This is a genomic window from Xanthomarina sp., assembly GCF_035306605.1.
Classification (GTDB): Bacteria; Bacteroidota; Bacteroidia; order Flavobacteriales; family Flavobacteriaceae; genus Xanthomarina.
Window position 1 is genome coordinate 1 of the sequence record NZ_DATGNR010000027.1, and the last position, 25267, is coordinate 25267.

The following is a 25267-nucleotide window of genomic DNA, read 5'->3' on the forward strand; positions in this document are numbered from 1 at the left end:
TTAAAAAGAAAATTGAAATCACAGATGAGTAATTTCGTTTGAGTTATCTATCCAATATTTCGATAAATGAATCGAAAATTAAGTAGAATTTAGCACCTTCATAGTATAGAACTAAGGGTTGCTAAGGCTTCAGCGGGTCTATTCCCTCCACCTTTCTTGATAACATTTCAGTAAGTTTTTGAACTTTGTGAGCACAAATATTGCGTTAGAAAAAGTTATAATCCAAATTTTATGCTAAAAAAAATAAAAACAATTTGCATTCGATTTAATTTTTCTACATTTGCAATTCAATATAAAGAGGAAAAATTTGTCTGATTGCAACCTCTTCAAACGATGGGATTTAAAAAAAAAAAAATCTCAATCAAGTTTGGAATTAAATGCTAAAGCAGTAACACTCTACTCCTCTAGCAGCTCGCAATCAAACGACTTTTTCGTATTTTAACAGTTTAAAAAACAAGTAATTATGCCTTATTTATTTACTTCTGAAAGTGTTTCAGAAGGACATCCAGATAAAATAGCAGACCAAATTAGCGACGCTCTAATAGACCATTTTTTAGCTTTCGACAAAGATGCAAAGGTAGCCTGCGAAACATTAGTTACTACAGGACAAGTTGTATTAGCTGGGGAAGTTAAATCGAACACCTATTTAGATGTTCAGAAAATTGCAAGAGATACCATAAACAAAATTGGCTACACAAAAAGCGCCTATATGTTTGATGGAAATTCTTGTGGGGTTTTTTCTGCCATTCATGAGCAATCCGAAGATATTAATCGCGGTGTAGACAAAGCAAATAAAGAAGAACAAGGTGCAGGAGACCAAGGAATGATGTTTGGTTACGCCACTAATGAAACAGAAAACTACATGCCTTTGGCTTTAGATCTGTCTCATAAAATTATGATTGAACTTGCTGCTTTACGAAGAGAAAACAAGGACATTACCTATTTACGCCCAGACTCAAAAAGTCAGGTAACAATAGAATATAGCGATGACAATGTACCGCAACGTATAGAAGCCATTGTTATTTCTACACAGCACGATGATTTTATAAAACCAAAGTCAAATTCTAAAAAAGATATAACTGCTGCTGACGATGCTATGTTAGCAAAAATTAGAAAAGATATTGTAGAGATTTTAATTCCAAGAGTTATCGCCTCATTACCTGAAAACATACAGGAGTTATTTACAGACAATATTAAATATCACATCAATCCAACAGGGAAATTTGTTATTGGTGGTCCACATGGAGATACCGGACTAACTGGTAGAAAAATTATTGTAGACACTTATGGTGGAAAAGGTGCACATGGTGGAGGTGCTTTCTCAGGAAAAGACCCGAGTAAAGTAGATAGAAGTGCTGCTTACGCAACAAGACATATTGCAAAAAACCTAGTGGCAGCAGGTGTGTGTACCGAAGTTTTAGTCCAAGTGAGTTATGCTATTGGAGTAGCTAAACCAACATCAATTTATATTGACACATTTGGCACTTGTGAATTTAATATGACAGATGGCGAGATTGCTGAAAAAATAACAGAAATTTTCGATATGCGTCCAGCTGCTATTGAAGAGAGATTAAAACTGCGTAACCCTATTTATAGTGAAACAGCTGCTTATGGACATATGGGTAGAGAAAATAAAGTAGTTACAAAAACATTTGAGCAAATTAACGGAAGAAAGAAAAAAGTAGAAGTAGAATTATTTACTTGGGAAAAACTAGATTACGTTGATAAAGTAAAAGCTGCCTTTGGATTATAATCCTTAGCAAGTTATGTAATATTTAAAGCTCTATAATTAATTTTATAGAGCTTTTTTTGTTTGGATTTTTAAAAAATACAAACAAATCCTTTTATTCGTTTTACAAATAATAGAATTTACTAAGCAACCATATTAGTTTTATAAACCTTCAATTCAATGCTTATAATATTAATATGTTCTGAATGATGTTTATTTAAACTTGAAAATTAGAACTACAATACTTCAGCATTTATACTTGACTAGAAAAGATAATAAGTACTAAAACAAAAAATCCACACGTCTGTGTGGATTTTCCTAGTTAAAGTGGGGAGAGCAGGATTCGAACCTGCGAAGACGTAGTCAGCAGATTTACAGTCTGCCCTCGTTGGCCGCTTGAGTATCTCCCCAAAACCGAGTGCAAATATATTATAGTTTTTATTCTTTTGTAAATAAAAAGAGAAAAATTTCACTCTTAAAATTAAAAAAACTCATAATAACATGTTTATCAATGTCATTATGAGTTTTAAATAAATTGATTTTTTTACAAATCAGTTAAGTTTTTAAACCTAATTCATAAAAAAATTGTTTCTATTTAGTTTAATCCACCCTTTCTTTCTGGTGAACGTGGTTCTGGCCAAGTACGCGGCTCTCCTGTTCTAGAATCTATTGGTAAAACTATTTTCTCAGTAGATGTTCTATTTGGATCTTCACAAGCCATATACACTAAAATAGCTGTTAAAATAGCATTGCTTCTTACATCGTCAAAAACAATTTTATCGTATGTGTCTCTGTTTGTATGCCAAGTATAGTTCCAATATGACCAATTTAACGAACTCAAGTTAAATGCTGGTGCTCCTGCAGCCAAAAATGAGGCATTATCCGATCCTCCTCCACTTGGCGAACCCGGGAATTTTGTTTCAATATGTTTGGTAATATCTTCTGGGACTGCTGATAACCATCTTGATAAATAATCATAAGAATGTAAGAATCCTGCTCCTGAAAGGTTTACTACTCGTCCAGTACCATTGTCTTGATTAAATACAGCTTGGATATTTTTTACTATGTCTGGATTATCTTCAACAAAAGCTCTAGAACCGTTTAATCCTTGTTCCTCACTTCCCCAGTGACCAACTAATATAGTACGTTTTGGATTTGGGTATACTTTCTTAAGAATTCTCATAGCTTCCATCATAACTAAAGTTCCAGTACCATTATCTGTTGCTCCTGTACCTCCATCCCAAGAATCAAAATGTGCTGAAAGTATCACGTACTCCTCTGGCTTTTCACTTCCTTTAATCTCTGCAATAGTATTTAAACTTGGTGCAACACCTAAATCCTTAGATTCAGCAACAATTCTTACTACTGGCTTATTTCCAGATTCCACTAATCTGTATAACATTCCGTAATCTTCTAATTCAATATCAACCGTAGGAATTTTTTTTGTTCTTGCAGCAAAAATTTTATTTGACCCAAAACCTTTCGACCAATATGATGAAATAATTCCTGCAGCTCCAGCTTCTTCTAAAGCTTGATCAATTTCTCTTGGACCAAACCCAGTTCTACTTATATTAGCACGCCATTCTTTGGTTAAAGTATCTCGCTCCCTTTTCATTTTTTCAAAAGACTCTTCTGTGGCAAACTCTTCCCAGTTGTAATCTGGGCGTCCTGTTGGCTGATACATCGAGGTCATTACAAATTTACCCTTAATGGTTTTCATCCATCTCTTAAATTCTTCAGCATCTTTTACAGTAGGTATTGTAACTACTTCAGCTGTTACTCCTTTAGATTTTGTACTTGGACTCCATGCCAACTGCATCCCACTTAAAGTTTGAACTCTTGGTTCTAACATGTCGATATGTGAGATTCCTCGTTCCCAAGATTTCCACTCTCCCCATTGTTCGTTTCTGGCCGAAATTCCCCATTTAGAATATTTTGCAACCGCCCAATCGTTTGCTTGCTGCATTTGTGGCGTACCAACCAATCTTGGCCCAATAACATCCATTAATTCATGACCTAAATTTTCTAATTGTGAATTGTTTGTAGCTTCTTCAATAATATTTTTTACAACTACATCCGTTTCTTGTGCTTGTAAATGAACTGTAAAGAGCGACAAAAAAAAGATTAATAATAAACGATTGACTGTTCTCATAATAAGTTTTTAAAAGTTAATTTTGAAGGAAACAAAATACAATTATTTAACTAAACCCTCTCTGATTTTAAGAGGACTTTCACAAATTAAAAGTTAAAAGGAATTTTGTACATTTCAATTTACAATGAAAGCATTTTTTTACATTTTAATTCTTATTTCCTTTTCCACTGTTGGACAAGAAACTATAGAAACCACTTTTGTCTCGAAAAACCCTTTTGAAGCCGATTCGGTTATAGGTATTGACAATTTTGGAACATTTTATTTTATTAAGAAAAACACGCTTTACAAAATAGAAGATAAAGGGAACTACTCGTACAGTAATGTGCAGTTCGGAAAGATTACATCAGCAAACAGTTTTAACCCTTTAAAGGTAACCGTTTTTTATAAAGACTTCAATACTGCTTTTATATTGGACAATCGTTTTACTGAAATTCTTAAAATAGACTTCAGCACTTTAGAATATTACAAAAATGTATCCTTTGTTTCCACGGCAAACGACAATGCCTTATGGGTTTTTAATGAAGACATTCAACAATTGGAACTTTTTGATTATAAAACCAATAAAACCAAGGCTACAACCCTACCAACCCAGTCTAAAGTTTTAGATTTAAAAAGCAATTATAATTATGCTTGGTTACTTACAGAAAAGTTTCTGTACAAGTACAATTACTTCGGAAGCATGATATACAAGACAGAAAACACAGGATATACATCTCTAGTTGAAAGCAATAATAAAATTTTCCTCGTAAAAAATAACAGCCTTTCTATTTTTGATGAAACTGAGAAAGTTTACCAAATAATTGAAACCCCAGAATTGTTGACAAAACAGTTTTTAGTAACCAATGAAACCTTGTATATTTACGATTCTAAATTTTTACATAAATTCCAACTTAACAATAATTAATTATGCACGTTGCTATAGCCGGAAACATTGGTGCTGGTAAAACCACCCTTACAAAATTGCTTGCTAAACATTACAATTGGGAATCGCAATTAGAAGATGTGGTGGACAACCCATATCTAGATGATTTTTACAACCAAATGGAGCGTTGGAGTTTTAATTTACAGGTATACTTTTTAAATAGTAGATTCCGCCAAGTATCTCAAATTCGTGAAAGCGGAAAAGATATTATTCAAGACAGAACAATCTATGAAGATGCGCATATTTTTGCACCAAACCTTCATGCTATGGGCTTAATGACTAATCGCGATTATGAAAACTATCGTTCCTTATTCGATTTAATGGAGTCCTTTGTTCAAGGTCCAGATTTATTAATTTATTTAAGAAGTTCCATTTCTAATTTGGTATCTCAAATCCATAAACGAGGTCGTGATTACGAAAACTCTATTAGCATTGATTATTTAAGTAGATTGAATGAACGCTACGAAGCTTGGATTCATGGGTACGACAAAGGAAACCTTTTGATTATTGATGTTGACAACATAGATTTTGTGGCTAATCCAGAAGATTTAGGAGAAATAATAAATAGAATTGACGCCGAAATACACGGTTTATTCTAGATTACTATTTAATAAAACCATGTTTTCTAGCATGTACTATGGCGTCCTCGGTTTTTTCAACCAATAAAACTGGAGTTTTTTTATAATTTTTAAATAAGTCTTTTACACGTAACATTTTCTTTTTGTGATTTACACTTCTTAAGTAGATAGTTAAAATACGGTTAGGATATGTATTAGCTATTTCAATGTAAATATCGGCATCATATTCACCACAATCTCCAAGAAGAATGAATTTAAAATCGGGGTAAGCGTTTAAAATATGGATGATTTCCTTTTGCTTTTGAGGTTTTTCATCTTGACTTTTCTTTTTGAAAATAGCGTTCATGCTTCGTAATAAAATGGGACCTTTTGGAAAATCATTTTTCTTTAGGAAGTATTCCAAGTAACGATACATGTTCCACGGACTATGACTTACATAAAATATGGGATTTGCCTTTTCACCCGATTTTCCACGGTGTAACATATGATAGAATTTAGCTGTCCCTTCAAGAGGGGTCCGGCTAAAAGCTCCTTTAAAAAAGGTATTGAATAACACACGCCATTTTAATCTAGAAACTACTCCTGTGTGTAGAATTGTGTCATCTATGTCACTTATTACTCCAAATTCAGAATCATTTGCGGGAATTAATATTTCTGCCGGAAACCGATTACTATTAATTATATTTCGTTTAATAGAAACATCGCTATAGGAAGCTACCACAGGCAACCAACCCTCTTCATTGGTAAGAGTAGTTAAATCATCCAAATACTCTTCACATTTAAAATAGCCATGCTCATCGGTTTTTGCTTTTAAAACTTTATCATTTGGAAGTCTAAAGTTTATTTCTACATTCTTGACCTCATCACTCTCAAATCGTTTAAAGGCATTTACCAACAATTTAAACCACCCCTTATCTTCCAAATTTATGGAATCGTCCTCAAGAGCCCTACCACGTATGTAAAAATGACGATTACTTCCATAGCTATGAAAGGCAATAATTTGTAAAGGATCTTTTTTTAACATTTTTAAAACTAGGAAAGATTTAACTAATAAAAAAACCACGTACCCTTCAAATTAACAAAGGAATTACGTGGTTTTTATTCTACTTACTAATTAGTAAGATTTTTATTTTATAATCTCAACAGAAAATTCTTCTTCAAGTTCCGCTCTATTTGATTTTATTTTAATTGCCGAAGCTCCTTTTTTCATCTCATCGACCTTCGCTTTTACTTGATCAAAATTACCCGTAATTACACGTTCTTCAACGTTAACCTTATCATCAACCATTGTTGTGATGCTTATCACAGCTTTTGTATGACCATCATCTCCTACTTCAATTTCAGCAAACACTTTTTTAAGATCTTGTTGAATTGATAAACTAGTTTCTGTTGAAGAAGTTTTACTAGTAATAGCATGGCCTCCTAAAATTGGAGCTATTACAAGACCAATTAAACAAGTTAACTTAATTAAAATATTCATTGATGGTCCAGAAGTGTCTTTAAACGGATCACCAACTGTGTCTCCAGTTACTGCCGCCTTATGAGCTTCAGAGCCTTTATAAGTCATTTCACCATTAATCATAACACCTGCTTCAAAAGATTTCTTGGCATTGTCCCAAGCTCCACCTGCATTATTTTGGAAAATTGCCCAAAGAACTCCTGAAACAGTTACTCCAGCCATATAACCGCCTAACATTTCGGCAATGGCCAAGTTATTCATTCCAAAAATCATAGGCACAAAAGCAATTACTATAGGAAACCCGATAGTTAATAAGCCTGGAAGCATCATTTCTCTTAAAGAAGCTTCGGTTGAAATAGCTACACATTTGTCGTATTCTGGCTTTCCTGTTCCTTCCATAATTCCTGGAATATCTCTAAACTGACGACGAACTTCCTCAACCATTTGCATAGCTGCTTTTCCAACCGCATTCATAGCTAAAGCGGAAAACACAACTGGAACCATTCCACCCACAAATAGCATGGCTAAAACAGGAGCTTTAAAGATGTTAATTCCATCAATTCCTGTAAACGTTACGTAGGCCGCAAATAATGCTAACGACGTTAAGGCAGCTGAAGCTATGGCAAATCCTTTTCCAGTTGCAGCGGTAGTGTTTCCTACAGAATCTAATATATCTGTACGTTCTCTTACAATAGGATCTTGTTCGCTCATTTCAGCAATACCACCAGCATTATCAGAAATAGGTCCAAAAGCATCAATAGCTAATTGCATAGCAGTTGTTGCCATCATTGCAGAAGCAGCTAATGCAACACCATAAAATCCTGCAAATGCATAAGATGCCCAAATTGCTCCAGCAAATAAAAGAACTGAAGGGAATGTAGAAATCATACCTGTAGCTAAACCAGCAATGATGTTAGTTCCTGCTCCTGTACTAGATTGTTGAACAATTTTTAAAATAGGTTTTTTACCTAATCCGGTATAATATTCGGTTACTGAAGAAATACCCGCTCCCACAACTAAACCTACTAAAGTAGCATAGAATACTCGAAGTGAAGAAATTTCTTGTAAACCTTCACCAAAGAAGTTCATTTGCATAGTTTCAGGCAGCATCCAAGTTACTAAAGCAAAGCAAGACACAGCTACCAAACCAATGGAAGTCCAGTTACCTACGTTTAACGCTCCCATAACTTGACCTTCCTTAGCTTCGTTACTATTTATTTTTACTAGCATCGTTCCAATTACCGAGATAATGATTCCTACACCAGCAATTGCCATTGGCAGTAAGATAGGTCCTATTCCGCCAAATCCATGACTAGAAATATCTCCGCCCATATCTTTTATTACATAATTTCCAAGAACCATAGCAGCCAAAACTGTGGCTACGTACGAACCAAATAAATCGGCTCCCATTCCTGCAACATCACCTACATTATCTCCAACATTATCAGCAATCGTGGCTGGATTTCTTGGGTCATCTTCTGGGATTCCTGCTTCCACTTTACCAACTAAATCTGCACCAACATCGGCTGCTTTTGTATAGATACCTCCACCCACACGAGCAAATAAAGCAATAGATTCTGCTCCTAAAGAGAATCCCGCTAGGGTTTCAAGTACAATGGTCATGTCCATAGTGTTAGTCCAAGCACTATCCATAAATACCCAGAAAAATATTATAAAGAATAAAGTTAAACCTAAAACGGCTAAACCTGCTACTCCTAATCCCATAACGGTACCACCTCCAAAAGAGACCTTAAGTGCATTTGGCAAACTTGTTTTAGCAGCTTGGGTAGTTCTTACGTTCGTTTTAGTTGCTATTTTCATTCCAATATTTCCAGCATAAGCTGAAAATACAGCTCCGAAAATAAAAGCAATAGCTATTAACCAATGTGTAGTTGGTACTATAAAAGAAACTGCAGTTAAAGCCACACTTACTACAACCACAAAAATGGCCAAGAGTTTGTATTCTGCAGTTAAAAATGCCAAGGCACCTTCGTAAATATGATCTGAAATTTCTTTCATTTTGCCATCTCCGGCATCTTGTTTCATTACCCAAGATTTCTTATAGACCATATAAATAAGTCCTAAGAGCGCCATTGCAATTGGCATATAAATCATTATTGAATCCATACTGTTTTGTTATTTGGTTAGTTTTTAATAAAAGCTAATGTAACAAAATCAGTTTACAATTAAAAACCCTTCTACATGTAATGCAGAAGGGTTTTAAAATATTGATTTCAAGCAGTAATTAGATAGTAAAATCACCGTTGGTTTTATGTTCACTACTTTCGTAACGATCTACACATTTATTTAGAATTTCATAGGCTTCTTTAGCATCTCCCCAACCACCAACATCAACTTTCTTCTTTTCTAAATCTTTATATACTTGGAAGAAATGTTCAATTTCTTTTATTTGATGAGGATTCATATCGGATAAATCTTCAAGTATATTCCAAATTGGATCAGAAACTGGCACACAAATTATTTTCTCATCTGGCCCCTTTTCATCAGCCATATGGAATACACCAATAGGTTTCACCTCTACAACACACATAGGGAAAGTTGGCTCACCTCCTAGTACTAATACATCTAACGGATCTCCATCTAGAGCTAAAGTTTCAGGGATGAAACCATAATCTGCTGGATACATCATAGATGAAAACAACATTCTATCAAAACGGATTTTCTTTAATTCAAAATCGTATTCGTATTTATTTCTACTACCTTTTGGTATTTCAATCAGTACATCGAAAGTTTTTTTTCCTTTTGGACTCATATTTTTATTTCTTATATATTATATGTAATTTATTTCTTTAAAAAAGCAATGGCCTAAAACTGCAACCTGCAATTTTTAAAGGGCTGCAAAGATACATAAGTCTTTGGGTTTAGGCAACTAAAATTAATTTTGTTGTAAAAAGGATGGCTACTGGGTTTTAATATACCCATGTACGTAATAGGTTAAAACTGGAATCCAAAACTACCTGTAACTCCAAAATTCCTTGCATCTGGATTATCAAAGTAGTTTCCTCTAAAATTGAAATCTATTCTAAACACTCTAAAAATATTCCCAACACCAATACTGTATTCGTAATAAATTTCATTTGTTGGTGCAATTAAAGGAATGCTAGATGGTGCGCTTATATCTATATTATCTTGCCCTAAATCGCCCCAAACTGCTCTAAAACCAATAATTTCACGCCAATTAAGTTTTCTTAAAAAAGGAATTCTTGAAAACAATCGTCCGTTAAAGTTATGTTCTAAATGCATAGCTGCATAAGTATCGGTTACAAACTCGTAATAATTTAATTGTGAAAATGAATTATATATAGAGAAATATGATTGGTTTCCTGGAACGACACTTAACAATCCAAGCGGCACTGCTCCGAAGGTTTTCCCTGCCTCCAAAGTAGATTTAAGCCTCCCTATACCGCCTAACTGCCATGGTTGTATGTATGACAGTTGTAGTTTGGTGTAATTAAAATCACTATTAAAAATATCTTTATCACCAATACTAAATTGTGCAAAAATAGAGGCATAAGTATCATTTGCATTTGTACGCTCTACGCCATGTCCTGTCATTTTTCTTCCAGGAAAATACGATACTGCAAAAGTGCTTTCAAATTGTTTTAAATCGGATGAGACACCAGTTGATGATTCCGGATCTATATAATCCAAGCTAAAAGCATCTGAAGCCGAAGATAAAGTTCTATAATCTCCACCAAGCCTAAAAAGCACATTTTTAATTGGCTCTAGTTCTATTGCTAAAGCAGTTAATTTGATATTTGTTAGTTTATCGTTAGGAGCTGTAGTAAAAACAGCACTTGATGCTAAACTTCTTCCAAGCACATCGGTTGAATTGGTTAAACTAGCTCCTATTTGCTCAATGTCTCGCCTATGTCCCGCAGAAATAATAAGTCTGTTTTTTTTATTCAACAGCCATTTTACCGAAAACCCATATTTAAATTTATCATCTTTAAGTCCATAAGCCAAAAACCCCTGCATACGCCACAGGTCATTTGGTCCAAAATAGGTTCGTCCCCCCGCTCTTAATCGTAATCCTTCAACATCATTATAGCCAAAGCTTGAAAAGATAGGTCCATAATCTAAATTCAATTTATCTATTTCAATATAACCTGAGGCTAAAATACTTCCAATGTTATAAAGTCTTTTAAATTTACCTACCGTTTTTAGGGTGTCCAACATTTTATACACTCCTTTTTCATCTTTACTAAGAGCTTCCATTCTATTTTCTTCCCAAAAGGCATCTTCACGATTGTATGCATCTTTATTATAATCGAAAACTTGATCTTTATAGAATTTTTCGTCTTTCACTTCATTAAAGACATAGTTGTCATAAAGTGTTGTTCGTTTTCCGTAAATACCGCGAGATTTCTCCTTTTTATTAAAGGTGAAGTCAGACATGAAATAATCACGTTTTACTAGAAACACGGAATCGTTTAATACATCGAATTCCTGTTCAATATAAATTTCTTTAACCCAGTTTATGTTGGCACTTTTGGAGGCTTGCATATTAATATCCTTAATAGCATAAGTGGTATCTGCTACCCAAAAATCGCCTTTAAAGGTGAGTTCGTTTTTTCGTCTCGGGTAATAAATAATATTATAACACCATTTATTATCTATATAAGCACTGTCTGACAACACGTAATTATAAGTATTAATTCCAGTTGTAGAAATGGGACTAACAAAACTTTTATCGAAGAATTTTAAGTAATTATTATAAATATCATATTCCGAATACAAGTCTTTTATAAAGTCTATAATAGATTGGTTGTTACTAAAACCGGAGTTTTTATTTCCTTTTAGTTCAACTTTTTCTTTTTTAAGAATATTATCTCCATATACTCTTGCAACTTCTTCATTTATAAAAATGGGCAAGTATGTTTTTCCTGTAACTTTTGATGTGTCCACATGCTCAAAAACAAACTCCATACCTTTAAATAAATTACTATTCATTAAAGCACTGTCAACAGTATTTATGTCGAATTCTACTTTTTCGTACCTGTCGTATTTATATTGCTTAAATTTTCTGAGTCCGTTTTTACGTTTATGTTCCCAAATTTTCTGCATGATGGCAATAGCAGGGTTCTCTTCAGCTTTTTTAGATTGTTTTCCAGAAACTATAAGCACTTCGTTTAAAGCCGAGGCCGACTCTATTAGGTTAAATCTTAAATTATAGTTAACCCTTTTATCTAATGGGTATTCTATGGTTTCATAACCTATAAAAGAAACTATTAAGGTTTCCCAGGTAGTTGGGGATTCTAGATAAAAAGTCCCGTTTTCATCCGTGATAGTACCTTCAGAAGAACTTTTGAATATAATATTTGCGTAAGCAACGGGTTGATTGTTCTCGTCATACACATGACCACTAACCTTTGTTTGGGAAAACAAGAAACAACTGTTGAGGAAAAAAAATAAGGTTAGGAAGTTATATTTCATGTACTTTTATTTAAACATTGCTATAAAACAAATCTCGTTAATGACATTCTTGCAATTGCAGATGGGTAAGAAATTTTTCAAATAAATAAAAAAACTTCATCAACAATATTGCCAATGAAGTTAATTAAGTAAGTTAAAATATGAAAATTTTATTTGTATAAAACTTTTTTAACCGCTTTTACCACATCATCACTATTTGGCAACCAATGTTCAAATAAAACTGGTGAATATGGCGCAGGGGTATCTGCTGTATTAATCTTTATAATTGGAGCATCTAAATAATCAAATGCTTCAGATTGAATTATATAAGTTATTTCAGTAGCTACATTTCCAAAAGGCCAAGCTTCTTCTAACACAACCAATCTATTAGTCTTTTTAACCGATTGTAAGATGGTTTCCTTATCTAACGGACGAACTGTTCTAAGGTCGATAATTTCACAAGAAATCCCTTCTTTTTCTAACTCGTCAGCTGCTTTGTAAGCTTCCTTGATAATTTTTCCAAAAGAAACAATAGTTACATCTTTCCCTTCTCTTTTAATATCTGCAACCCCTAATGGAATAGTATATTCTCCTTCTGGCACTTCACCTTTATCACCATACATTTGCTCGCTTTCCATGAAAATAACTGGATCATTATCACGAATAGCCGATTTTAAAAGCCCTTTTGCATCGTATGGATTTGATGGGACAACTACTTTTAAACCAGGTGTATTTGCAAACCAGCTTTCAAAAGCTTGTGAGTGCGTTGCTGCTAACTGCCCAGCAGAAGCTGTAGGCCCACGAAAAACTATAGGACAAGAAAATTGTCCACCAGACATTTGTCTAATTTTTGCTGCGTTGTTTATAATTTGATCAATTCCAACCAAGGAGAAGTTAAAGGTCATAAACTCTACAATAGGTCTGTTTCCTGTCATGGTAGAGCCAATAGCTATACCAGCAAAACCTAGCTCTGCAATTGGCGTATCTATAACACGTTTTGGACCAAATTCATCCAACATTCCTTTAGATGCTTTATAAGCACCATTATATTCTGCTACTTCTTCTCCCATTAAGTAAATGCTTTCATCTCTGCGCATTTCTTCACTCATGGCTTCACATATAGCTTCTCTAAATTGAATTGTTTTCATTCCGGTTTCATGTCTTTCAAACTGAAAGAACTTTTTAATTAATACTTATTATAAAGGAGGACAAAAATAGGAATTATTCATAATTAAATCGACATATAACAATACTAAAAATAAAACCCTGAAAAATATTTTAATACATAAAACAACGCACGCCTCAAAATATTTTGTTTTTTTCAAATTTATTATGCGTGCATAGCAAATATTTTGAATAAAATAAGTAACTTCGTCACCTCAATCTAGTTGGCAGTATTTAGTGTGCTATTTTTAGCCTGAATTTCAAATTTTACTAACTAGTTAAAATAGAAATATAAACATATAAATTATTCAAAAAATGAAAATATTAGTATGTATTAGTCATGTACCTGATACGACTTCAAAAATTAATTTTACTGAAGGAGATACCAAGTTTGACACTAATGGCGTGCAGTTTGTAATTAACCCAAATGACGAATTTGGTTTAACTAGAGCTATGTGGTTTAAAGAAAAACAAGGCGCTAGTGTAGATGTAGTGAATGTTGGAGGTCCAGAAACAGAGCCAACTTTACGTAAAGCATTAGCTATAGGTGCAGACAGTGCTATTAGAGTAAATACCGAAGCAACAGATGGTTTTGCTGTAGCACAACAATTAGCTAAAGTTGTTCAAGATGGAGGTTACGATTTAGTAATTGCTGGACGTGAATCTATTGATTATAATGGTGGAATGGTTCCAGGAATGCTTGCTGGTTTAATTAAGGCAAACTTTGTAACTAACTGTATTAGCTTAGAGGTTGACGGAACAAATGCCAAAGCTGTAAGAGAAATTGATGGTGGAAAAGAAACTGTTTCTACATCTTTACCTTTAGTTATTGGTGGACAAAAAGGTTTGGTTGACGAAAGTGATTTACGTATTCCAAACATGAGAGGAATTATGATGGCTCGTCAAAAACCTTTAAAAGTGGTTGAGCCTGTAGATGCAAACACAGAAACGGCATCTGTAAAATTTGAAAAACCTGCTCCAAAGGGTGCTATCAAATTAATCGATCCAGATAATATAGACGAATTAATAAACTTACTTCATAACGAAGCAAAAGTCATTTAATAACCAAATTTCGAACACAATTCCAAGATTTTAAAATTTGGAATATGTTTTTTGAAATTTATATTTTGAAAAAATTATGTCAGTTTTAGTATATACAGAATCCGATAAAGGAACCTTTAAAAAAACAGCTTTAGAAGTTGCTTCTTATGCAAAAACAGTTGCAGACCAAATGGGAACAACCGTTACTGCAATTACTTTTAATGCAGACGACACATCTATTCTTGCTAATTACGGGGTAGATAAAGTTTTGAAAGTAAACAACTCGCAACTAGAATCTTTTAATGCTACTGCTTACGCAAGTGCTATTGCTCAAGCAGCTAAGCAAGAAGGAACAAAAGTAATTGTAGTAAGTTCAAGCGCTGATAGTAAATATTTAGCTCCGCTTTTAGCTATAGACTTAAACGCTGGTTATGCGTCTAACGTAGTTGAAGCACCTACAAGTACCTCACCTTTTACAGTAAAACGTACTGCTTTTACAAACAAAGCATTTAATATGACTGCTATTAATACAGATGTAAAAATAGTTGGAGTATCTAAAAATGCATTTGGAGTTAAAGAAAATTCAGCAAGTGCAACTGCTGAAGATTTTTCACCTTCAATTCCAGAATTAGGAGTAAAAGTTGAATCTGTAGATAAAGTTACCGGACAAGTAACCATTGCAGACGCAGAAATAGTTGTTTCTGGTGGACGTGGTCTTAAAGGTCCTGAAAACTGGGGAATGATTGAAGAACTTGCTCAGGTTTTAGGCGCAGCAACAGCTTGCTCTAAGCCAGTAAGTGATTTAGGTTGGAGACCTCATAGCGAACACGTAGGACAAACAGGAAAACCTGTAGCTGCAAATCTATATATTGCTATAGGGATTTCTGGTGCTATTCAACATCTTGCAGGTGTAAGTGCAAGTAAAGTGAAAGTAGTTATCAATACAGATCCTGAAGCACCTTTCTTTAAGGCTGCTGATTATGGAATTGTAGGGGATGCTTTTGAAGTAGTACCTAAATTAATCGAAAAATTAAAAGCTTTTAAAGCACAACAATAGAATTATTTTTATAACTTGTATTGTTAATAAGAACTGTTTAAATAGCATTATTACTATAGCTATAGCTACTTAGATTTTGTAAATCATAAAAACAAAATCATTAAATATGCTTTACGCAGTTGGTAAAGTCCTAATTTAAACAGTTCTTTGTTTTTTAAAAATTTATGAGTTTAGTACGTCTTAATATCAAAGGAATATCCTACAGTCAAACCCAAAATGGTGCTTACGCACTTATTTTAAACGAAATTGATGGCGAACGGAAATTACCTATTGTTATTGGCGCTTTTGAAGCGCAATCCATTGCTATTGCCCTTGAAAAAGAAATAAGACCTCCAAGACCGCTAACCCACGATCTCTTTAAAAATTTTGCAGACAGATATGAAATTGTCGTGAAGCAAGTAATTATCCACAAATTGGTGGATGGGGTTTTTTACTCTAGCTTAATTTGCGAACGAGATGGTGTTGAAGAGATTATTGACGCTAGAACTAGCGATGCCATTGCCTTGGCTCTTCGCTTTAACGCTCCTATTTTTACCTACAAAAACATTTTAGATAAAGCAGGTATTTACCTGAAAGTAGATCCTAAGATGGAAGGCAGAACTGAACAGGACAGCGTTTTAGTAGACGATCTTCTTGCTGACGAATTAGAGCCTAGCTCACCTAAAGATGTCTACACAAATAAAACATTGGACGAATTGCACAACCTTTTAAACGAAGCAGTGAGTAACGAAGATTATGAAAAAGCTGCAAAAATTCGTGACGAAATTTCTAAAAGATAACCAACCCAAAACTTACAAATGAAACAATTTCTATTAGCCATTGTAGCTATTTTTTTTGGACTAAATTTAAGTACCCAAGCACAAGAACTAGATAAAAAATGGCAACTAGAAAGCATTCAAGACCAAAACGGTACACATATATCTACTAATAAAAACATAGATGCCTTAGAACTTCATGAAGGGATTTTTAATTTTACTGTCAGTAGCGATTCCCTGAATGCTTTTGGAGATTATCTCCACCAAAATAATTTATTGGTTTTTTATTTCAATAAACCGTATGATTCTATTAGAAGGTATCGAATAAACACCCTCACCGATTCCACCTTAGTACTTACAGAAAAAGAAAACGCCTATCACTTTACTAGTGTACAGACTACTGAAAGCGAAGCTGTGGTTGCCCTTAATATTGATGATAAGATTAAACCTAGTGAAGGTTTCTCATTTAACAGTTTATGGCGAGGTGTCTTAGGAATGATTTCCTTAGTTTTTATTGCTTTTCTTTTTAGCTCCAATAAAAGAGCTATCAGTTGGAGAACGGTTATCCTTGGATTAGCTTTTCAATTATTAATTGCAATTGGGGTTTTAAAAGTACCTTTTATACAAAGCGGATTTGAGTCTGTTGGACAGGTTTTTATAAGTATTTTAGATTTTACTCGAGCTGGAAGTAAATTCCTATTCGAAGGCCTTGTGGTAGATATGGATACTTTTGGTTTTATTTTTGCTTTTCAAGTATTGCCAACCATCATCTTCTTTTCAGCATTAACTTCTGTTTTATTCTATTTAGGAATCATTCAAAAAGTAGTAAAATTAATGGCTCTGCTATTAAGTAAGTTATTAAAAATTTCTGGAGCAGAAAGTTTAAGTGTTGCTGGAAACATTTTCTTAGGCCAAACAGAAGCGCCTCTTTTAATAAAGGCGTATTTGGAAAAAATGACCAAAAGTGAAATGCTATTGGTTATGATTGGTGGTATGGCAACAGTAGCTGGAGCAGTACTTGCTGCTTATATTGGTTTTCTTGGAGGAGACGACCCTGCCTTACGACTAGTGTACGCAAAACATTTATTAGCTGCATCAGTTATGGCTGCACCGGGTGCTATTGTTATTTCAAAAATACTATATCCTCAAACCGAGAAAATAAATTATGAAATAGAAGTTTCTTCAGAAAAAATAGGTTCGAATATTCTTGATGCTATTGCAAACGGAACAACTGAAGGTTTAAGATTAGCTGTAAACGTTGGTGCTATGCTATTGGTTTTTGTTGCTTTTATTGCCATGATAAATGGTATTTTGAGCTGGGTTGGAGATTTTTCTACCATAAACACTTGGATGGCCGAAAACACACCATATCCTACACTTTCACTTGAAGCTATTTTAGGAACTATTTTTGCTCCTTTAATGTGGTTAATTGGTGTAGCAAAGGAAGATATTATGATGATGGGCCAACTATTAGGTATTAAATTAGTGGCTAGTGAATTTGTTGGATACATCCAGCTAGCCGATTTAAAAAACGTAGCTAATACAGTACATTTAAATTATAATAAATCTATTATAATGGCTACTTACATGCTATGTGGATTTGCTAACTTTGCTTCAATAGGAATTCAAATTGGAGGAATTGGTTCTCTAGCCCCAGGACAGCGAAAAACCTTGTCTGAATTTGGTATAAAAGCCTTAATTGGTGGAACTATTGCTTCTTTAATTTCTGCTACTATTGCAGGAATGATAATTGGATAACAACAAATCGTCACAAATAAATTATTACGGTTTGTACATTTTACAATTAGTTAAATAGAAGCTTTTATCTATTTTTATATTTTATAAAATTTAGTTGAATTTTAAAAACCAATCCCACTTTTTGGGATAGTGATTATGAAACAATATTTAGATTTAGTAAAACACGTATTAGAAAACGGAAACGAAAAAGGAGATAGAACAGGAACTGGAACTAAAAGTGTTTTTGGTTATCAAATGCGTTTCGATTTAAGTGAAGGTTTCCCAATGGTAACCACAAAAAAATTACACTTAAAATCTATAATTTACGAATTACTTTGGTTTTTAAAAGGCGACACGAATATTAAATATCTAACAGAAAACGGTGTTCGAATCTGGAACGAATGGGCCGATGAGAATGGAGATTTAGGTCCGGTTTACGGACATCAATGGAGAAACTGGAATAGTGATGAAATTGACCAAATTAAAGATATAGTAGAAACTTTAAAAACGAATCCAAATAGCCGTCGTATGTTGGTTTCCGCATGGAATCCTTCAGTTTTACCAGACACTTCAAAAAGTTTTAGTGAAAATGTAGCTAACGGAAAAGCTGCCCTTCCTCCTTGCCATGCTTTTTTTCAATTTTATGTGGCCGACGGAAAATTATCATGTCAGTTATACCAACGAAGTGCAGACATCTTTTTAGGCGTACCATTTAACATTGGTTCTTATGCATTATTTACTATGATGATGGCTCAGGTATGCGGTTACGAGGCTGGTGAATTTATCCACACTTTTGGCGATGCTCACATTTACAACAATCATAAAGAACAATTAGAATTACAACTATCAAGAGATCCTAAACCGCTTCCAAAAATGCGCATAAACCCTAAAGTGAAAGACATTTTTGCTTTTAAGTTTGAAGACTTTACTTTGGAAGATTATAATCCACATCCACATATAAAAGGGAAGGTTGCCATTTAATAAAACTCGTTTTACGTCTATTTATCAATAGCCTAATATATCAGTTATTGGGCTAATAGGGTGTTTTCAACAATATTTAAAGCTTGACACTATTTAATTAAAAACACAATTCCTGAAATACCACCAACTCTGCTTTTCTTCACTACTAGCCTATTCTTATTTTTCAACCACAAATGTCAGTGAAAACATAAATAATACAAAGGAGGTTCTATTAATAAAATTAAAGACTATTTAGCCGCTTGTATTGATTAAGCATTGGTAGAATAACACTTTCCCCTTGATAAATCTACCCAATTCATAGTAAACTTCATCATAAACAAAAAGGTGAAGTAAAAAACATCACAGCTTAGCTCCAAAAAAGCAATCGCAGTAAAAATGATATATATTAAAGCGTTTGCTAAAACTAAATGAACCTGGATTTAAAAATGACCAACTAGTAGCTACCTCAATGGAAATTTTAATGACCATCTGCTTCTAAAAATTCATGAAAAATACACTAAATTTACACAAACAATTTAAACCATGTTTGGAAAGAAAAAAGAGACTCCTCAAATAGATAAGGAGCAATTAGAATTAATTAAAACTGCCCAAAAACGTATTAAGCAAAAACGAAGACTATACATTCATTTTGTATTGTTTTTAATTGGATCCCTTGCTTTCATAGTTGCTAATTTAGGTTTTAATGTGGGCGAAGCAGTCAATCCTTTTGGAATTAACTGGTTTGTATATGCCATTATTGCTTGGTTTTTAATATTACTATATCACGCTTTCAATGTATATTTTACAAATAAGTTTTTAGGTGAAACTTGGGAAAAAGAACAGCTTAACAAATTAGTAGCTTTACAAAAGGAACGAATTGCCAAATTAAAGCAAAAAATAGAAAAAGAAAATCCGCTTCCAACTGAAAACACAATAAAACTGCCCAAACCTAAGAATTCTGAAATAACATTAATAGTTGCTGCAGGAGAAAACGACGCCATTGGTAAAGACAACCAATTAATTTGGCATTTAAGTGATGACCTAAAACGTTTCAAAACTCTTACTAACGGCCATCATATTATTATGGGAAGAAAAACATTTGAGAGTTTTCCTAAACCATTACCAAATAGAACACATATAGTTATTTCTAGGCAAGCAGATTATCAAGTTCCTGCAGGAGTTATTGTAGTAAGTAATTTAGAAGATGCCTTCGATGCCTCTAAATCAGACAAACAGCCATTTGTAATTGGTGGAGGAGAAATTTACAAACAAGCCATGGCTTTCGCAGATAAAATAGAACTTACTAGAGTTCATGAAAGTTTCGATGCTGACACATTTTTCCCTAAAATAGACCCAACTATTTGGAAGGAAGTTAGCAAAACCAGTCATACAAAAGACGAAAAACACCCCCATGATTTCTCGTTTATAACTTATGTAAGAGCATAAAATTCAATTATAAAACAACTAAAAGTGAAACTAAAAAGGAAAAGGCAATTAGTTACATACTTAAACCTTTTAGATCAACCTATTCGATTTAATCCTTTTGTTTTTAGTAGAAAGTTTCTACTATGGGCTTTACTGGGGCTGTTTGGTGGAATTATTGCTGGTTTATATTGGATAACCTTAGAGTTTATTACTCATCAACTTGCTTACTTTCAAGGCTGGTTGGTAATTCCAACTATGGCTATTTCCGGGCTATTAGTCGGTTTAATTATTCATTTTATTGGAGATCCAGGAGAAATTCAATTAATAGTAAACAACATCCGTTTCAAGAAAGGAAAATTAGATCCTAAAAATAATCCATCCATGCTTTTGTCTTCCTTACTATGTATTGGTTCTGGAGGAAGTCTGGGTCCAGAAGCCCCATTAGTTCAGGTAATAGGGTCATCTGGAACGTGGCTTGGGAAAATTTTTAGATTGAAAGGCGAAGACTTGAGGTCTATGAGTATTGCCGGAATGGCATCTGGATTTACAGCCATGTTTGGCGCACCTTTAGGAGGCAGCTTGTTTGCTCTAGAGATTTTACATCACGAACACGCTGTGGAATATTACAAAGCTATTATGCCAGCATTTGTTGCTAGTTGTTTTAGTTATTTAGTTTTCGCATTAATAACACAGTTAGATCTTGGAGCACTTTGGGTTTTACCAACATATGAAATGCTAAATAAGTTCGATTTTTTATATGCCGTATTTTTTGCGGTTATTGCCACTTGTTTTGGATGGATTTTTATTTTCTGCACTAAGTTTCTCAAAAATACTTTTGAAAAACTACAAGTTCCAATTTATATAAAAACCTTAATTGGCGGTATTTTACTTGGTATAATCGTTTTTTATGTACCAATTACTAGGTATTTTAGTCATTACGAACTTTCTACTCTATTATCAAGCGATTTTACTATCCAAATGTTGGTTGCTATTTTATTTTTAAAAATATTAGCTATTTCTATTACCGTTACATCCGGATGGCGAGGAGGGTTTATAATTCCGTTATTTTTTACAGGAGCTACTTTAGGCTTAATAATACATCATTTTATTCCCTCTATAAGTTTATCACTTACCATAGTTAGTTGTATGGCCGCCATAAATGCTTGCGTAACTAGAACACCCATGAGTACAACCATTTTATTAGCAACTTTAACTGGATTTTCATATTTTATTCCTATTCTATTTGCTAGTTTAACTGGGTACTTTTTGGCTCCGAAAATTCCATTTATTTCAACACAGTTGAAGAGTGAGGACGAAGAATAGTAATGAATGTTTAAAAAATAGAATGAACGGATTGTATTGTTATATAAACAGAAACTTTTTAAGACTAGTATTTTAATGGATTTGGAATTATCAACCTTACAACAAAACAACTTTACAAGAACATACTAGCATCTCCTATTTTTTCCTAATTTTACAGCATGATAAAAGAGCTTCAGCTACGCATTAGTTTAAAAGAAGAAGAAATTCCTAATATTCTTTTAATAAAATCTGCCGAAAATTTAGGCATGTCCAGGGATAAAATCTCTGGAGTAAAAGTTCTCCGTAAGTCTATCGATGCCCGAAAACCTAAAATAATTTTAAATTATAAGGTAGCTGTTTATATAAATGAACCGGTTCCAAAAACTTCTGAATACACTTTCGATTATAAAGATGTTTCAAAAGCAAAACCTGTTCATATTATAGGTTTTGGACCAGCTGGCATGTATGCGGCATTACGATGTATTGAGTTGGGGTTTAAACCTATTGTTCTAGAACGCGGAAAAAATGTTCAAGACAGGCGTAGAGATTTAAAAGCTATCAACCAAAACCATTTTGTAAACGAGGACTCAAATTATTGTTTTGGTGAAGGTGGGGCTGGAACGTATAGCGATGGGAAATTATACACAAGAAGTTTAAAACGTGGTGATGTTAGGAGAATTTTTGAAAACCTAGTATTTCATGGTGCCACAGATCAGATTTTAGTTGATGCACACCCACATATTGGAACTAACAAACTTCCAAAAGTAGTTACTAATGTTCGTGAAACCATTATAAAACATGGTGGTGAAGTCCATTTTGAAACTCGTGTTACCGATTTTAAAATCAAGAACAATAAAATATACGCCATCCAATTATTAAATGGTGATGAACTAGCTGCAGATCGTGTAATTCTTGCAACAGGTCATTCGGCTAGAGACATTTTCTACTTATTACACAAAAAAAATATTGCCATAGAAGCAAAGTCGTTTGCTATGGGAGTCCGTGTGGAACATCCACAGCACATAATAGATTCTATTCAATATCATTGTTCTGGAAAAAGAGATGAACTACTTCCAGCAGCCTCTTATAGCTTAGTGCAACAAGTAAATAACAGAGGTGTTTATTCATTCTGCATGTGTCCAGGAGGATTTATTGTACCAGCAGCTACTGCCAATGGAGAAGTTGTTGTAAATGGAATGTCGCCATCAAAACGAAACAATCTTTTTGCAAATTCGGGTATCATTGTAGAACTGAATGTAGAAAAGGACTTTCCTTCCTACGAACATTTTGGCGTATTAAAAGGCTTAGAATATCAAAAGGATTTAGAGCGATTAGCCTTCACTGCTGGAGGTAGAACACAAACTGCACCAGCGCAACGATTAACAGATTTTGTTGAAGGAAAATTATCAACAGATTTAAATCCAACATCGTATCAGCCAGGACTAAAGTCAGCCCCTTTACATTCACTTCTACCAAAACTAATTGGTGGTAGTTTACGTCAAGGATTTAAAGCTTTTGGTGACAAAATGAAAGGTTATTACACTTCCGAAGCCAACATAGTTGGTGTAGAAAGCAGAACCTCATCCCCTATTAGTATTCCTAGAAATGAAAATCTAGAACATCCAGAAATAGAAGGTCTATTCCCTTGTGGTGAAGGTGCTGGTTATGCGGGAGGTATTGTTTCTGCAGCCATGGATGGAGAAAGATGTGCCGAAGCTGCGTGTAAGTAAAGTTTCAATAGAAAATAAGAATTTACTTTTCCACAAACAAAATAATAGATGGATCAGAGCCACTTTTATTACCGCATCTATGGAATACTGAAAACTAATATTTAATTCCTATTTTTGCAGCACTAAAATTAAAAATACATGAACGCATTTATATTTCCAGGTCAGGGCGCACAGTTTTCAGGTATGGGTTTAGACCTTTACGAGAATTCTACTTTAGCACAAGAATTGTTTGAACAAGCCAACAGTATTTTAGGCTTTTCAATTACAGATGTGATGTTTCAAGGATCGGCTGAAGATTTAAAAGAAACAAAAGTAACTCAGCCTGCAATCTTCTTACATTCAGTAATTTTATCTAAAACTTTAGGAGATAGTTTTAAACCAGATATGGTGGCTGGACATTCTCTTGGAGAGTTTTCTGCATTAGTAGCAAATGGTACATTAACCTTTGAAGACGGATTAAAACTAGTTTCAAAACGTGCTATAGCCATGCAAAAAGCTTGCGAACTTCAACCAAGCACAATGGCTGCTGTTTTAGGTTTAGAAGACAATATAGTTGAAAAAATATGCGCCAATACTGAAGGAGTTGTTGTAGCTGCAAATTACAACTGTCCTGGACAACTAGTTATTTCAGGAGAAGTAGAAGCTGTCAACAAAGCGTGTGAAGCCTTGAAAGAAGCAGGAGCTAGACGTGCTCTAGTACTTCCTGTAGGTGGTGCGTTTCATTCGCCTTTAATGGAACCTGCTAGAGAGGAATTGGCTGCAGCAATAGAAAACACGTTTTTCAACAAACCAAACTGCCCAATTTATCAAAATGTAACAGCTTCTGCAGTAGTAGATGCGGTAGCAATTAAAACCAACTTAATTTCGCAATTGACTGCTCCTGTAAAATGGACACAATCTGTACAGCAAATGATTACCGATGGAGCTACTTTATTTACTGAAGTTGGTCCAGGAAATGTTTTGCAAGGCTTGGTGAAAAAAATTAATAGAGAAGCACAAACAGCTGCGGCTAATTATACAAAAGAAGCTTAATGAAATTATCTCGAAATACATTCATTGTTCTTCTTATTATAGTAAATATTGCTCTAGATCAAATTACTAAGGTTTTAACACGTCTTTATGTTGTTCCTGGAAGCGAAACTCCTATAATTGGAAATTTATTTACATTACATAATGTAGAGAATGCAGGTGCATTTCTTGGTATGGGAAGTGATTTAAATCCTACTTTAAGAATTGTCTTTCTCTTGCTTTTACCAATACTAGTATTAGGATATGTAACAGTTCATATAATTAGAAACAAGGAACTAGACAAACTATCTTTAATAGGATTCTGCTGTATAGTTGGAGGAGGAATTGCTAACGTTTACGATAGAATAGTATATGGATCTGTAACAGATTTCTTCCACATTGATTTAGGAGGAGTTTTTAGAACTGGAATTTTCAATTTTGCTGATATGTCAGTCATGCTAGGACTTGGACTTCTTTTATATGCTGGATTTAAAACACGAAAAGAAACAAAAACTACATAAAAAAAGCCTCTATTTTTAGAGGCTTTATTTTTTTATCTTGCTAGATTACAAGCTTCGCAATCTTTAACTTCACCATAATAGGTTTCTCGATATTTGTGAATTGTTTTGATTGGAATGCTCAAAAACGTTTTCCGAATATAAGTTACTTTTGTAAGTAACTCTCCCATTTTAGGTGTATACCTTTTCTCTTCTTTTGTTTCTCTTTGTACTGTAATCAATTTCATGTTTTCCGTTATCATTTTGCACAAAGTAACGAATTTTATTGGCCAATTCCAAATAAAACAACCTAAA

Annotated in this window: 20 protein-coding genes, 1 tRNA gene and 1 riboswitch; of the genes, 13 read left to right on the forward strand and 8 right to left on the reverse strand. The window is 33.9% G+C overall.

What is annotated here, in order from left to right; genetic code table 11:
• Nucleotides 1–40 precede the first annotated feature (40 nt).
• Nucleotides 41–166, reverse strand: a riboswitch (SAM riboswitch).
• 297 nt (nt 167–463) lie between these two features.
• Nucleotides 464–1753, forward strand: coding sequence for a methionine adenosyltransferase (gene metK, locus VKY41_RS03620; protein WP_500813074.1), 1290 nt, complete (start codon nt 464–466; stop codon nt 1751–1753).
• A gap of 304 nt (nt 1754–2057) precedes the next feature.
• On the opposite strand, the gene VKY41_RS03625 is transcribed toward metK, so the two are convergent.
• A tRNA-Tyr gene (locus tag VKY41_RS03625) sits at nt 2058–2139 on the reverse strand.
• 185 nt (nt 2140–2324) lie between these two features.
• The gene (locus tag VKY41_RS03630; protein ID WP_500813075.1) at nt 2325–3881 is read right to left on the reverse strand and encodes a M20/M25/M40 family metallo-hydrolase; all 1557 of its coding nucleotides are present in this window, start codon (nt 3879–3881) and stop codon (nt 2325–2327) included.
• 124 nt (nt 3882–4005) lie between these two features.
• Between VKY41_RS03630 and VKY41_RS03635 the strand changes: the two genes are divergently transcribed.
• Complete coding sequence (locus VKY41_RS03635; RefSeq protein ID WP_500813076.1) at nt 4006–4785, forward strand: hypothetical protein; 780 nt, start codon at nt 4006–4008, stop codon at nt 4783–4785.
• 2 nt (nt 4786–4787) lie between these two features.
• Nucleotides 4788–5402 (forward strand): deoxynucleoside kinase, encoded by a 615-nt coding sequence (locus VKY41_RS03640; protein WP_500813077.1) that lies wholly within the window; start codon nt 4788–4790, stop codon nt 5400–5402.
• A 4-nt stretch (nt 5403–5406) separates the two neighbouring features.
• Here the strand turns inward: VKY41_RS03640 and VKY41_RS03645 are convergent, their stop codons facing one another.
• The 5 genes from VKY41_RS03645 to VKY41_RS03665 all read right to left on the reverse strand — a co-directional run bounded on the left by VKY41_RS03645 (nt 5407) and on the right by VKY41_RS03665 (nt 13424).
• Entirely contained in the window at nt 5407–6405 is a 999-nt protein-coding gene (locus VKY41_RS03645) for an App1 family protein phosphatidate phosphatase (protein WP_500813078.1), read from the reverse strand.
• 102 nt (nt 6406–6507) lie between these two features.
• Nucleotides 6508–8967, reverse strand: coding sequence for a sodium-translocating pyrophosphatase (locus VKY41_RS03650; RefSeq protein WP_500813079.1), 2460 nt, complete (start codon nt 8965–8967; stop codon nt 6508–6510).
• Between the two features lie 118 nt (nt 8968–9085).
• On the reverse strand, nt 9086–9613 hold the full coding sequence (locus VKY41_RS03655) for an inorganic diphosphatase (RefSeq protein WP_500813080.1): 528 nt from the start codon (nt 9611–9613) through the stop codon (nt 9086–9088).
• Nucleotides 9614–9795: 182 nt separating this feature from the next.
• Entirely contained in the window at nt 9796–12297 is a 2502-nt protein-coding gene (locus VKY41_RS03660) for a DUF5686 and carboxypeptidase-like regulatory domain-containing protein (protein WP_500813081.1), read from the reverse strand.
• A gap of 149 nt (nt 12298–12446) precedes the next feature.
• A complete protein-coding gene (locus tag VKY41_RS03665) occupies nt 12447–13424 on the reverse strand; it encodes a pyruvate dehydrogenase complex E1 component subunit beta (RefSeq protein WP_500813082.1) in 978 nt (325 codons plus the stop codon).
• A 331-nt stretch (nt 13425–13755) separates the two neighbouring features.
• On the opposite strand from VKY41_RS03665, the gene VKY41_RS03670 reads away from it, so the two are divergent.
• The 10 genes from VKY41_RS03670 to lspA all read left to right on the forward strand — a co-directional run bounded on the left by VKY41_RS03670 (nt 13756) and on the right by lspA (nt 24976).
• On the forward strand, nt 13756–14502 hold the full coding sequence (locus VKY41_RS03670; RefSeq protein WP_500813083.1) for an electron transfer flavoprotein subunit beta/FixA family protein: 747 nt from the start codon (nt 13756–13758) through the stop codon (nt 14500–14502).
• A 76-nt stretch (nt 14503–14578) separates the two neighbouring features.
• A complete protein-coding gene (locus VKY41_RS03675; RefSeq protein WP_500813084.1) occupies nt 14579–15538 on the forward strand; it encodes an electron transfer flavoprotein subunit alpha/FixB family protein in 960 nt (319 codons plus the stop codon).
• Nucleotides 15539–15702: 164 nt separating this feature from the next.
• The gene (locus VKY41_RS03680; protein ID WP_500813085.1) at nt 15703–16317 is read left to right on the forward strand and encodes a bifunctional nuclease family protein; all 615 of its coding nucleotides are present in this window, start codon (nt 15703–15705) and stop codon (nt 16315–16317) included.
• 18 nt (nt 16318–16335) lie between these two features.
• On the forward strand, nt 16336–18051 hold the full coding sequence (locus VKY41_RS03685) for a NupC/NupG family nucleoside CNT transporter (RefSeq protein WP_500813086.1): 1716 nt from the start codon (nt 16336–16338) through the stop codon (nt 18049–18051).
• A 135-nt stretch (nt 18052–18186) separates the two neighbouring features.
• Nucleotides 18187–19011, forward strand: a complete 825-nt coding sequence (locus VKY41_RS03690) for a thymidylate synthase (protein ID WP_500813087.1) — start codon at nt 18187–18189, stop codon at nt 19009–19011.
• A 522-nt stretch (nt 19012–19533) separates the two neighbouring features.
• Nucleotides 19534–20436, forward strand: coding sequence for a dihydrofolate reductase (locus tag VKY41_RS03695; RefSeq protein WP_500813088.1), 903 nt, complete (start codon nt 19534–19536; stop codon nt 20434–20436).
• Nucleotides 20437–20460: 24 nt separating this feature from the next.
• Nucleotides 20461–21738 (forward strand): chloride channel protein, encoded by a 1278-nt coding sequence (locus VKY41_RS03700; RefSeq protein ID WP_500813089.1) that lies wholly within the window; start codon nt 20461–20463, stop codon nt 21736–21738.
• A 158-nt stretch (nt 21739–21896) separates the two neighbouring features.
• Nucleotides 21897–23447 carry an NAD(P)/FAD-dependent oxidoreductase gene (locus VKY41_RS03705; protein ID WP_500813090.1) on the forward strand — a complete coding sequence of 517 codons (1551 nt, stop codon included), beginning with the start codon at nt 21897–21899 and terminating at the stop codon, nt 23445–23447.
• A 138-nt stretch (nt 23448–23585) separates the two neighbouring features.
• The gene (gene fabD, locus VKY41_RS03710) at nt 23586–24479 is read left to right on the forward strand and encodes an ACP S-malonyltransferase (protein WP_500813091.1); all 894 of its coding nucleotides are present in this window, start codon (nt 23586–23588) and stop codon (nt 24477–24479) included.
• Nucleotides 24479–24976 (forward strand): signal peptidase II, encoded by a 498-nt coding sequence (gene lspA / locus VKY41_RS03715; protein WP_500813092.1) that lies wholly within the window; start codon nt 24479–24481, stop codon nt 24974–24976. Before fabD ends, lspA begins: the two co-directional genes overlap by 1 nt.
• Before the next feature lie 32 nt (nt 24977–25008).
• Here the strand turns inward: lspA and VKY41_RS03720 are convergent, their stop codons facing one another.
• Nucleotides 25009–25200, reverse strand: coding sequence for a hypothetical protein (locus VKY41_RS03720; RefSeq protein WP_500813093.1), 192 nt, complete (start codon nt 25198–25200; stop codon nt 25009–25011).
• Nucleotides 25201–25267 lie beyond the last annotated feature (67 nt).